Raw genomic sequence first — 12,594 nt, forward strand, 5'->3', positions numbered from 1 at the left:
ATGAAAAATAGCTTATATATACTTATCACATTATTGGTTTTCTCTTGTAATAGCGAAGATGCAAATGATTGTTTTCAAAAGTCAGGAAATGTAGTCCAAGAAGAAGTGTTGGTTTCTTCGTTTGAAAAAATCTTAGTAAATAGAGATGTAGAACTTATACTTAATCAAGGTCTAGATTTTAAAGTAGTAATTGAAACTGGTGAGAATTTACTAAATGATGTAGAAGCTAAAGTGGTAGCGAATGAGTTGCAGCTTACCGATAAAAACACCTGTAATTATGTTCGTGATTATGGAGTAACTAAAGTATATGTAACAGCTCCAAATATAACAGAAATTAGAAGCTCTACACAATATGATATTTCTAGTGATGGTGTTTTAAGTTATACTGCTTTAAGATTGTTTTCTGAAGATTTTAGTGCTTCAGAAAATTTTACTGTTGGCGATTTTAAACTAACAGTAAATACACAAAGCTTAAGAGTGGTTGGAAATAATATTTCTTCCTTTTATATTACGGGTGTAACTCAAGATTTGTATGTTGGGTTTTTCTCTGGAACAGGACGTTTTCAAGGTGAAGACTTAATAGCACAAGATGTTGAGGTGTACCATCGAGGAACTAATGATGTTCTTGTAAATCCGCAAGCATCCATTACAGGTGAGATTAGAAGCACAGGAGATGTTATTTCTTTTAACCAACCAGTAATTGTTTCTGTAGAGGAGTTTTATAATGGGCAATTGATTTTTAGATAGTAGTTCCTTTTCTGTCGGTCACTTATGGAGATGTCTTCTTGTTTGTTTTAATTGTTATTCTTGTAACAGATTCTTCATAATAGTTACTAATAATTAAAGTACAGTCTCCATGAAGATTAAACATTATTTTTATGATTCTTCAGTAAACTTTAAACATGTTTCTGTTTCTAAAATAGTTTTAGCAATTATTTTAGGGATTTGTTCTGCTTTAACGATATACTCTTTTTTTTACATTTTACGAGAAACCTTTAGATTTATGTCATTTGGATTTGGGATTAATCCTCAAGTATTAAGTGAAACTCATAGAAATTATTATAACTTATTTTTTGCAGGTTTATCTGTTGTTTTTGGAAACTCTATTGCTTTAAATTTTATTTTTAGTAAACCACAAAGAATAACGCATAGATTTAATTCTAAAAGGAAAAAATTATTGAATGATCAAATATTTTTAGGTTTCAATTTTTCGTATTGGTTTGGTAAAATAGGATTGATATTTGGGGTTTTTTCAATGTGTTGTATGGATTTTGAATTTCTACCTTACTTTAAATCTCTTTCATTTTTATTGTTAATAGTTTTGTATTTAGAATCTCAAAAATCTTTAGGTATGCTATTAAATAACTCACAAAGATTAAAATTTGTCATTATTCATTTTATAACATTATTAGCAATTACTTTTTCTATAAGTAGGATAAACACTTTAAATTATAAGAAATTGGATAATGTAATGTTGGTAAATAATCCAATAGTAGACTGTCCTTTTTCTGAATTTTATAATGATAATGATAGTTGGAGATATGGATTTGATATAAAAATCGAGGAAGATAAAAATGGGGTAATTAAGCTTTACGTTTATGATAAAAAATGGCAAGTAGAAGAAATCCCTAAAATGGTACAGGTGGAGCACGCTTCAAGACGAGCAGAGGTGATTCATTTTTTAAGAGCAAACCTAGTTGCAGATCGAAATATGAAAATACAGACTATTAAAAAACTGGAATTATATTTATTTAAAAGTAACCAGTTTAATGTTTCTTATACAGTAAAAACGAGAGATTCTTTATTTGATAGGATGGATAGAAGAGGGATTAAAAAAAGAATATTAAACGATATCTTAGACTTTGAAAGTGTTAAAAAAGATAGTGTACATCTTTTAGTTAAAGAAAAGTATAGGTTTAATAATACGATAAAAGTACATGTTGGAGAAATAATAATTTTTGACACTATTGAGGTAAAAAGCCAACAAGAGCTAGTTGAAAAATTTAAAACCGCAAACTCAAAAAATACAGCGTTCGAATATATATATCAAGAAAATACAGTTTATCAAGATTATATAAATGTATTAGGAGCACATTTTCAAGCTGTAGATATTTTACGAAAAGAAAAACAAACTGTATTTCAGGAAAATAAATACACAAAAACACCAATGTATACTGAAGAACAAAGAGAGTTGCAAAGTCTTTTTCCTGTTATTATTTTAGAAAAATTTAATTTCACGAAAACTAACTAGTCAACTCTCGAAACAGGCTCTCTAAACTCGCGTTTTTCTGATTCAGTTGTAGGATTTTCAACTCATTATCATGTGCAAAATCGAATACGTGAGAACGCATATCTTCAGCAGTATCAAAAGTGATTTCGTAAGTGAAATCATGGGTGTTTTTTACCTGTTTTACTTTTGGTAATTTTAGCAAAAAAGCATCTTCCACTCTGTAATCAAATGCTACAATAACGACTTGTTCTTTATCGTCGCGAAGTTCTTTTAGTGTTTTATTGGCTACAATTTCTCCTTTATTAATAATAATAACTCGATCACACATAGCTTCTACTTCTTGCATTATATGTGTAGAAAGAAATACCGTTTTTTCTTTACCGATACTTTTTATTAAATTTCTAATATCTACTAATTGATTTGGGTCTAAACCCGTAGTAGGTTCGTCTAAAATTAAAACATCGGGATTGTGTAAAAGTGCGTTTGCTAATCCAACACGCTGTCTATATCCTTTCGATAATTGCCCTATGGTTTTATGTGCTTCTGGAGTTAAGCCAGTAAGAGTTATAACTTCTTCAATTCTACTTTTTGTTACTCCATATACTTGTGCGTTAAAAGAAAGATATTCTCTAACGTATTGTTCTAAATATAAAGGGTTGTGTTCTGGTAAGTAGCCAACACTTTGTTGTACTTGTTTGGTGTTGGTGTTTACATCATGTCCATTTACTTTAGCCACACCTTCAGTGGCATCTAAATACGTGGTTAAAATTTTCATCATCGTAGATTTTCCTGCTCCATTAGGACCTAAAAAACCAACAATTTCAGGTTTATTCACTTTAAAAGATATTTGGTGTAACGCTTTTTGTGTTCCGTATACTTTAGAAATATTTGTAACTTCAATAGACATGAATAAATAGTTTTTTCAAAAATAATAGTAATTATATAATTTATTAGATTAATAACTACTAAATCTTTAAAAATTAAAAGTAAAAGGCAAAAAAGTATTTCAACTATTTTGTTTATTCATATAATTAATTACTTTAGCTACCTAATAATGAGCATGAAAACAAATTTTACATTTTATAACTGGTTTTATTTCTTTTTTAAGTAAGGAAGCGAGACGTTGTATATGTATTTTTAAATATAAATTAAACAAAAAGTCTCGAAATATCGAGGCTTTTTTTTATGTATTACCTTTTTTAAAAAGAGGGAATATCCATTAATAAAATAGGGGTATTTTTTTAGAAGAAAGAAATACGAATAAATAAAATATGATTAAATCTGTAGCAATTCAAGGAGTAAGAGGTTCTTTTCATCATATTGTTTCTCAACAATATTTTGGAGAACAGGTTGCAGTACAGGAGTGTTTAACTTTTGATGCAACGGTACAAAATCTCTTAGATAAAAAAGTAGATGCAGTAATCATGGCTTTAGAGAATTCTATTGCAGGATCAATCATTCCAAACTATGCATTAATTGATAATCATAATTTACATATTGTTGGTGAAAAATATTTAGATATTCAACATCATTTAATGGCTTTGCCAAATCAAAGTATTGCCGAAATTACAGAAGTATACTCACATCCTATGGCTTTATTACAATGTAAGGAGTTTTTTAAAAAACATCCACACATTAAACTCATAGAAGATAAGGATACCGCTGAGGTTGCACAACGTATTCAAAAAAATAATTTAAAAAATATAGGCGCAATTGCAAGTGCTTTGGCAGCCGATATTTTTGAATTAGAAATACTTGCAGAAAGTATTCAAACCATAAAACATAATGAGACCCGTTTTGTAATTGTAAAGCGCGAGAATCACGAGTTCCCAGAAAGCGAAATAAATAAAACGTCCCTTAAGTTTGAATTAGAACACAAAAGAGGAAGTTTAGCGGCAATATTGAATGTAATGAGTGATTGTAAAATGAATCTTACTAAAATACAGTCCTTGCCAAAAATGGAAACACCTTGGAAATATGCCTTTTTTATTGACGTAACTTTTAATGCTTATGAAGATTATAAAAAAGCAAAATCGATACTAGAAATAATGGCGCAAGATTTTAAAATATTAGGCGAATATAAAAATGCAAAACGATAATGATACAGGTTGCAGATAGATTACATACCGTCGAAGAATATTATTTTTCTAGAAAATTACGTGAAGTAAATTTGCTTAAAGCGAATGGAAAACCAATTATTAATTTAGGAATTGGTAGTCCAGATTTACAGCCACCAGCAAAAGTGATTACAGCAATCGCAAATAGTTTTCAAGATGCAAGTGCGCATAAATATCAAAGTTATCAAGGGTTGCCAGAATTACGAGAAGCAATTACACAGTTTTATAGCGAACAATTTGCAGTACATGTTAGCCCAACAACAGAAGTGTTACCATTAATGGGAAGCAAAGAAGGTATCATGCATATTTCTATAGCTTTTTTAAATGAAGGTGACGAGGTGCTTATTCCAAATCCTGGTTACCCAACATATGCTTCGGTTACAAAATTGCTTGGTGCAAAACCAGTGTTTTATAATTTAGAAGAAAGTAAAGGTTGGCTTCCAGATTTAAAAGCTTTAGAGAAATTAGATTTAAGTAAAGTGAAAATCATGTGGCTTAATTATCCACATATGCCAACAGGAACAAAAGCTACAGAAAAGTTATTTGAAGAAGTAATTGCCTTTGCCAGAAAGCATCACATTTTAATTGTAAATGATAATCCATACAGTTTTATCTTAAACGATAAACCAACTAGTATTTTAACAGTTAGAAAAGCAAAAGATGTTTGCTTAGAGCTTAATTCACTAAGCAAAACATTTAATATGGCAGGCTGGCGAGTAGGAATGGTTATAGGAAATGCAAAACATATAGATGCAATAATAAAAGTGAAAAGTAATATGGATTCCGGAATGTTTTATGGCATTCAAAAAGGAGCTATTGAAGCTTTAAACTGTTCAAATATGTGGTATAAGAGTTTAAATAGCGTCTATAAACAAAGACGTAAATTAGTTTGGAAACTAGCAGATGCATTAAACTGTACTTATAATAAAGAAGCATCAGGGCTATTTGTTTGGGCAAAATTACCACCACATTTTAAATCGGAAGAATTTATAGATGTTCTATTAAAAGAAAACCACATTTTTATTGCTCCAGGAACCATTTTTGGAACACAAGGAGAAGGCTATGTTCGGTTTTCCCTATGTGCTTCTACCGAAGATTTAGAAGAAGCATTAGCAAGAATATAATTATGAGTGTGAAAAATATATATATAATTGGAGTAGGATTAATTGGAGGAAGCATCGCTAAAGATGTAAAGAACCTTAACCCTAGTATTAGCATATTTGGAATAGATGCTAAAGAATCGCATTTAAAGGAAGCATTAAAATTAAACGTTATTGATTTTAAAGCAACCCTAAAAGATATAGCACATGCCGATTTTGTAATACTTGCAGTACCTGTAGATGTATCGGTAAGGATCTTACCAGGAATACTAGACTTAGTTTCCGATGATACCTTGGTTATGGATGCTGGATCTACTAAGAAAGATATTTGTAAAGCTGTAGAAAATCACCCAAAACGAAGAAATTTTTTAGCAACACATCCTATTGCAGGAACCGAATTTTCTGGGCCAAAAGCAGCAGTATTAGGTTTGTTTAAAGGAAAAACAAACATTATATGCGAAGTAGAGAAAACAGCTTTTAAGTTGCAAGAAAAAGCTTTAGCTATTTTTCAAATTATGGGCATGCGCATTCGTTATATGAATCCAGAAGCACATGATAAACATATTGCTTATATGTCGCATTTATCACACGTAAGCGCATTTATGTTAGGTAAAACGGTTATTGATAAAGAGAAAAACGAAAGAGATATTTTTGATATGGCTGGAAGTGGATTTGCTTCAACAGTACGATTGGCAAAAAGTTCTCCAGCAATGTGGACACCCATTTTTAAACAAAATAAAGAAAACGTCATTGAAACTTTAGAAGAATATATCAGCAATCTTACCCATTTTAAAGAACGCATGAAAGCTGATGATTTTGAAACCATTTTTAACGAAATGGAAAATACCAATTACATCAAAGAAATATTAAACGGAATAGAATAGCAAACAATAAAAAGCAAAAACTAAATACCAATAAAAAAGAAAATAGCAGGAATGCTTTTGGAATTTGGAATTTTATTTTTGGAAATTTAAAATTATGGAAAACAAAAAAGAATTAAGAACATGGTTAGATGACATGAAATTAGATCATCCACTAGTAATAGCAGGGCCATGTAGTGCAGAAACAGAGGAGCAAGTTTTAAAAATTGCACATGAGTTGAAAGATACCGATGTAAATTATTTTAGAGCAGGAATTTGGAAACCAAGAACAAGACCAGGAAACTTTGAAGGTGTTGGTGCTTTAGGTCTAAAATGGTTGCAAAAAGTAAAAGCAGAAACAGGAATGAAAACCTGTACCGAAGTTGCAAACGCTGCGCATGTAAAATTAGCTTTAGAGCATGATGTAGATTTATTATGGATTGGTGCACGATCTACAGTAAGCCCATTTATTATGCAAGAAATTGCAGATGCATTACAAGGAACAGATAAAATTGTACTAGTTAAAAATCCTGTAAATCCAGATTTAGCTTTATGGTTAGGTGGCATTGAAAGATTATACACTGCAGGAATTAAAAATCTTGGAGCAATACATAGAGGTTTCTCTACTTACGAGAAAACAAAATATAGAAACATTCCAGAATGGCAATTAGCTATTGAGTTTCAAAATAAGTTTCCAGATATTCCTTTAATTAATGATCCTTCGCATATTACAGGAAAAAGAGATATGATTTTTGATGTATCGCAAACTGCATTAGATCTTAACTTTGATGGCTTAATGATTGAAACACATTATGATCCAGATAACGCTTGGAGTGATGCTGCACAACAAGTAACACCAGAGTCATTAGTGCAAATAATGGAAGATTTACGAATTAGAAAAGAATCTGATCCAGAAGCTGCATACAATCAGGAACTTAATAATTTAAGAGCACAGATTGATGTGGTAGATAATCAAATTATTGATTTATTAGGAAAAAGAATGAAAGTAGCCGATGGTATCGGATCGCTTAAAAAGCAAAAAAACGTTTCCGTTTTACAAAGTAAACGTTGGAACGAGATTTTAGGTAAAATGGTTCTAGAAGGAGAAACTAAAGGATTAAGTGAAGAGTTTATTTTACGTATGTTTAAAGCAATTCACCAAGAATCGATTAATCATCAAGAAAAGATTTTAAAAGCTTAATAAATTAAAGGCTCGCATTTTGCGAGCCTTTTTTATTGTATTCCAAGTGAATATTATTCATCTTTGCACTAATGACAGGACTAGTTTATAAATCTACAGGAAGTTGGTATACCGTAAAAACACAAAACGGTAAAACATACGAATGCCGAATAAAAGGAAAATTCAGATTAAAAGGAATTAAAAGCACCAACCCAATCGCTGTGGGTGATCATGTAGATTTTGAGTTAGAAACCAATAACGATACCGAAACTGGCGTTATAAACTACATTCATGATAGAACCAATTATATTGTTAGAAAATCGGTAAACCTATCCAAACAAACACATGTTATAGCATCTAATATTGATCAAGTATTTTTGTTAGTTACTATAGATAATCCGCCAACATTCACTTCTTTTATTGATCGTTTTTTAGTAACAGCAGAAGCTTACGCTATAAAAACTATTTTACTATTTAATAAAATAGATGTGTATGATAAAGAAACACTAGACGAAGTACGTTATCTAGCTCACATATATAGAACTATTGGTTATGAGTGTATTGGTATATCTGCAACTACAGGAAAAAATGTAGATAAAGTAAAAGGCATGATGCAAGATAAAGTAAGTATGTTTGCTGGCCATTCCGGAGTTGGTAAATCTACTCTTGTTAATGCTATAGAGCCTAATTTAGACTTGAAAACTAAAGCCATCTCTACACAGCATAGTCAAGGGCAGCATACTACCACTTTTGCAGAAATGTTTGACCTAAGTTTCCATGCTAAAATTATTGACACTCCAGGAATTAAAGGTTTCGGAATTGTAGATATGGATAAGGAGGAAGTAAGTGATTATTTTCCAGAATTTTTCGCACTAAAACAAGACTGTAAATTCAATAATTGCTTACATATAGAAGAACCTAAATGTGCAGTAAAAGATGCGGTAGATAAAGAAGAAATAGCCTATTCTCGTTATAGAAGTTATGTGAGTATTCTTGAAGGAGAAGACGAACATTATAGAACAGATAATTATAATTAACAAATTCCTGTGAAGGCAAGAATCTAAAATACTACTACAAAAAAAGTAGTGTCAATTCGAGTGAAATTCTTTGCTAAGGAATTTAGTATCTAGAACAAATATCAAAAGCGAAATTAACAATCGCAAAATAAAATGAGATTCCTGCTTTCGCAGGAAATATTATGAAAGCAGTAATTCAAAGAGTTTCGCAAGCAAGTGTTACCATAAATAAAGAAATAGTAGCCTCAATACATGAAGGTGTATTAATTCTTTTAGGAATTGTTCCAGAAGACACAGAAGAAGACATTAATTGGCTATCTAATAAAATAACAAATCTTCGTATTTTTAATGATGCAGAAGGTGTGATGAACAATTCGCTTAAAACTAATAATGGAGATGCTATTGTCGTTAGTCAGTTCACATTGCATGCCAAAACAAAAAAAGGAAATAGACCAAGCTATATTCTAGCAGCAAAACCAGAACTAGCAATTCCTTTATACCAAAAATTTATAAATCAAATAGAAAAAGATTTAGGGAAACCTATACAAACTGGTGAATTTGGTGCAGATATGCAAGTGGCACTTTTAAATGATGGCCCAGTTACCATCATTATAGATACTAAAAATAGAGAATAATGGCATCTATTTTTGGTCATGGCTTAGTTGCATATACAACTACAAAAATAATAGATGCTAAATCTAGTAGACTGCTTTTATGGCTAGCAATAGGTTCCGCAATACTTCCAGATATAGATGTAATTGCTTTTCAATTTGGTATTCCTTATGCACATCCTCTAGGGCATCGAGGGTTTACACATTCTATACTGTTTGCAATTGTATGGAGTGTTTTGTTGGCTTTTATCTTCGGAAAAAATAGAAAGCAAATCTTCTTTGTCGTTTTGTTTCTATCTACTATTTCTCATGGTGTTTTAGATGCAATGACAACAGGAGGAAAAGGAGTAGGTTTTTTAATACCTTTAGATACTACAAGATATTTTTTTCCTTGGCAAGTAATTAAAGTTTCCCCAATAGGAATCGATCGATTTTTTTCAGAATGGGGAATGCGAGTAATTCTTAGCGAATTAATCTATATTGCTATTCCTTGCAGTATTATTTTAATAACTTTGTTCTTTGTAAAAAAGAAAAAATCATGAGCATAAAAAACGCGCAACTAGAAGTCGATAATTGGATTAAAAACCATGGTGTTCGCTATTTTAACGAACTTACCAATATGGCACAACTTACAGAAGAAGTTGGCGAAGTAGCTCGAATAATAGCAAGACGCTATGGAGAACAAAGCGAAAAAGAAAGCGATAAAAACAAAGACCTTGGTGAAGAGTTAGCAGATGTTATGTTTGTTGTTTTATGTCTAGCAAACCAAACAGGTGTCGATTTACAAGAAGCTTTCGATAAAAAATTGGAAATTAAAACCAAACGCGATCACGATCGTCATCATAATAACGAAAAATTAAAATAATATTTTTTGTCCTATCGAGTGCAGTCGATATCTCATCTAGTTTAAGTAAATATGAATCTACACCTTCAACAATCCACCACCATAAAAAAATCGTCTATCCAAGTAACAGGTTCTAAAAGCGAATCGAATAGACTCTTGTTGCTACAAGCATTATATGCAAATTTAGAAGTAGTAAATGTTTCTAATTCCGACGATTCTAAAGTGATGCAAAAGGCATTGTCGTCCTCAGAAAACATAATAGATATCCATCACGCAGGAACAGCAATGCGTTTTTTAACTGCCTATTTTTCCATTCAAAATAACAGAGAAGTAATACTTACAGGTTCTTCTAGAATGCAAGAAAGACCCATTGGTATTTTAGTAGATGCACTACGTCAATTAGGAGTAGAAATTAGTTATGAGAAAAACGATGGCTATCCTCCAATAAAAATAAAAGGAAAACAAATCACAAAGAATAAAGTAATCTTAAAAGCAAACGTTAGTAGCCAATATATTTCGGCATTATTACTAATCGCACCAAAACTAGAAAATGGATTAGAGCTTACTTTAGATGGAGAAATTACATCTATTCCATATATAAATATGACCTTAGCCTTGCTGAATGAAATAGGTGTCGAAACTAGTTTTAAAAATCAAGTAATAACGGTTCATCCTAAAGCACAAATTAACAATCAAAAAGCAACTATAGAAAGTGATTGGTCTTCGGCGTCATATTATTATAGTATTGCAGCAATGAGTGCAGTTGGTACAGAAATCACATTGGGGTCTTACAAAGAAAATTCATTACAAGGAGATGCAGCTCTAGCAGAAATTTATAAGCAATTTGGAGTAGCAACAACTTTTGTGAATAATACAGTTAAACTACAAAAAGAAACAGATGTAAACCCTAAATCTGCTATTGTATTAGATCTTAAAAATGCTCCAGACATTGCTCAAACCATTGCGGTTACGTGTTTCGGACTAGGTATTACTTGTAATCTTTCAGGGTTACACACCTTAAAAATAAAAGAAACAGATCGATTAGTAGCGCTAAAAACCGAAATTGAAAAACTAGGAGGAAAGGTGCATATTACAGATAAAACATTACAGTTAGAAGCTTCTGGTACTATAAATCAAGAGGTTAAAATAGCAACTTATCAAGACCATAGAATGGCAATGGCATTTGCTCCTTTGGCTCTAAAAACGTCTTTAATTATAGAAGAAGCTTTCGTGGTTTCTAAATCATATCCAACATTTTGGGAAGACTTAAAAAGCATCGGATTTAAAATTTCTGAATAATAATTGGCTATTTACTTGACAACCCCTACTTTGAGATTGTATATTTGCAATCTTGTAAAATACATTACAAAAAATAATACTACTACATGCAGAACTTTAAAATGAAGTTGTCTCATTATCAATTTGAGCTTCCAGAAGAATTATTAGCAGAACATCCAGCAGAAAATAGAGACGAGTCTCGATTAATGGTTTTAAATAGAGAAAAACAAACCATCGAACATAAAATGTTTAAAGATATTATCGATTATTTCGAAGAAGATGATGTGTTAATACTTAATAATACAAAAGTTTTTCCTGCTCGATTATATGGTAATAAAGAAAAAACTGGTGCACGTATTGAAGTATTCTTATTAAGAGAACTTAACGAAGAACAACGCCTTTGGGATGTATTAGTAGATCCTGCTCGTAAAATACGTATTGGTAATAAATTGTACTTTGGTGACGACGAAACCTTAGTAGCAGAAGTTATAGATAATACAACTTCAAGAGGTAGAACATTACGTTTCCTTTACGATGGATCTTACCAAGAATTTAGAAGAAAACTTACAGAATTAGGAGAAACACCTTTGCCTAAGTATATTAAACGTGACGTTACTCCAGAAGACGAAGAGCGTTACCAAACCATTTTTGCAAAAAACGAAGGAGCAGTAGCAGCACCTACAGCAGGAATGCACTTTTCAAAACACCTTTTAAAACGTTTAGAAATTAAAGGAGTCGATTTTGCTGAGGTTACACTTCACGTAGGTTTAGGTACTTTCAATTCCGTAGAGGTAGAAGATCTATCGAAACATAAAATGGATAGCGAAGAAGTAATTATAAATGCAAAAGCTGCAGCTACAATAAACAACGCAAAACAGAACAAAAAACGTATTTGTGCAGTTGGTACAACAGCCATGCGAGCAGTAGAAAGTTCGGTTTCTTCTAGCGGTACATTAAATGAATTTGATGGTTGGACTAATAAATTCATCTTTCCTCCATACGATTTTAGTATTGCAAACTGTATGATTACCAATTTTCATACACCAAAATCAACACTGTTAATGATGGCTTCTGCATTTGCAGGACATGAGTTTATCTTAAAAGCATACGAAGAAGCTATTAAAGAAAAATACAATTTCTACAGTTATGGTGACGCCATGTTAATCATATAATTAGAAAAATGTAATATTTATATAAAGCCTCTTTTTTAGAGGCTTTTTTTATGGCATTCCCTTTTACGTATATCTGCCAGTTTTTTAGAAACTTGGCAGAATCGCAAAACGTCGCGCTTTCACTACTCGCTTTTTTATGTTGCATAGGTGCAACAACATAAAAAGAGCTCAAACATACCGTTCTAT

General features: G+C 31.4%; 13 protein-coding genes. 12 read left to right on the forward strand and 1 reads right to left on the reverse strand.

The window, feature by feature from the left end; translation table 11 throughout:
* Positions 1–747 carry a head GIN domain-containing protein gene (locus ACVC3Y_RS09360; RefSeq protein ID WP_452226721.1) on the forward strand — a complete coding sequence of 249 codons (747 nt, stop codon included), beginning with the start codon at positions 1–3 and terminating at the stop codon, positions 745–747.
* 109 nt (positions 748–856) lie between these two features.
* Positions 857–2,251 (forward strand): hypothetical protein, encoded by a 1,395-nt coding sequence (locus ACVC3Y_RS09365; RefSeq protein ID WP_452226722.1) that lies wholly within the window; start codon positions 857–859, stop codon positions 2,249–2,251.
* Here ACVC3Y_RS09365 and gldA read toward each other — a convergent pair.
* Positions 2,244–3,137, reverse strand: coding sequence for a gliding motility-associated ABC transporter ATP-binding subunit GldA (gene gldA / locus ACVC3Y_RS09370; RefSeq protein WP_303422145.1), 894 nt, complete (start codon positions 3,135–3,137; stop codon positions 2,244–2,246). The two genes, ACVC3Y_RS09365 and gldA, sit on opposite strands and share 8 nt — an antisense overlap.
* Positions 3,138–3,501: 364 nt before the next feature.
* On the opposite strand from gldA, the gene ACVC3Y_RS09375 reads away from it, so the two are divergent.
* From ACVC3Y_RS09375 to queA, 10 genes are all read left to right on the forward strand, one after another.
* Positions 3,502–4,329, forward strand: a complete 828-nt coding sequence (locus tag ACVC3Y_RS09375) for a prephenate dehydratase (RefSeq protein WP_303422142.1) — start codon at positions 3,502–3,504, stop codon at positions 4,327–4,329.
* Complete coding sequence (locus ACVC3Y_RS09380) at positions 4,329–5,471, forward strand: pyridoxal phosphate-dependent aminotransferase (protein ID WP_452226723.1); 1,143 nt, start codon at positions 4,329–4,331, stop codon at positions 5,469–5,471. The genes ACVC3Y_RS09375 and ACVC3Y_RS09380 overlap by 1 nt, the downstream gene beginning before the upstream one ends.
* Positions 5,472–5,479: 8 nt before the next feature.
* Positions 5,480–6,331: a prephenate dehydrogenase gene (locus tag ACVC3Y_RS09385; protein ID WP_303423195.1), complete on the forward strand. Its 852-nt coding sequence runs from the start codon at positions 5,480–5,482 to the stop codon at positions 6,329–6,331.
* A 94-nt stretch (positions 6,332–6,425) separates the two neighbouring features.
* The gene (locus ACVC3Y_RS09390; protein WP_303422137.1) at positions 6,426–7,508 is read left to right on the forward strand and encodes a bifunctional 3-deoxy-7-phosphoheptulonate synthase/chorismate mutase type II; all 1,083 of its coding nucleotides are present in this window, start codon (positions 6,426–6,428) and stop codon (positions 7,506–7,508) included.
* 71 nt (positions 7,509–7,579) lie between these two features.
* Entirely contained in the window at positions 7,580–8,524 is a 945-nt protein-coding gene (rsgA, locus tag ACVC3Y_RS09395; RefSeq protein WP_452226724.1) for a ribosome small subunit-dependent GTPase A, read from the forward strand.
* Positions 8,525–8,685: 161 nt separating this feature from the next.
* Complete coding sequence (dtd, locus tag ACVC3Y_RS09400; protein ID WP_452226725.1) at positions 8,686–9,138, forward strand: D-aminoacyl-tRNA deacylase; 453 nt, start codon at positions 8,686–8,688, stop codon at positions 9,136–9,138.
* Complete coding sequence (locus ACVC3Y_RS09405) at positions 9,138–9,656, forward strand: metal-dependent hydrolase (protein ID WP_452226726.1); 519 nt, start codon at positions 9,138–9,140, stop codon at positions 9,654–9,656. The genes dtd and ACVC3Y_RS09405 overlap by 1 nt, the downstream gene beginning before the upstream one ends.
* Complete coding sequence (locus ACVC3Y_RS09410) at positions 9,653–9,979, forward strand: nucleotide pyrophosphohydrolase (protein ID WP_303422126.1); 327 nt, start codon at positions 9,653–9,655, stop codon at positions 9,977–9,979. The genes ACVC3Y_RS09405 and ACVC3Y_RS09410 overlap by 4 nt, the downstream gene beginning before the upstream one ends.
* 51 nt (positions 9,980–10,030) lie before the next feature.
* Positions 10,031–11,257: a 3-phosphoshikimate 1-carboxyvinyltransferase gene (locus ACVC3Y_RS09415; RefSeq protein WP_452226727.1), complete on the forward strand. Its 1,227-nt coding sequence runs from the start codon at positions 10,031–10,033 to the stop codon at positions 11,255–11,257.
* 101 nt (positions 11,258–11,358) lie between these two features.
* Positions 11,359–12,408 (forward strand): tRNA preQ1(34) S-adenosylmethionine ribosyltransferase-isomerase QueA, encoded by a 1,050-nt coding sequence (gene queA, locus ACVC3Y_RS09420; RefSeq protein WP_303423193.1) that lies wholly within the window; start codon positions 11,359–11,361, stop codon positions 12,406–12,408.
* Positions 12,409–12,594 lie beyond the last annotated feature (186 nt).

This window comes from Lacinutrix cladophorae, assembly GCF_053604645.1.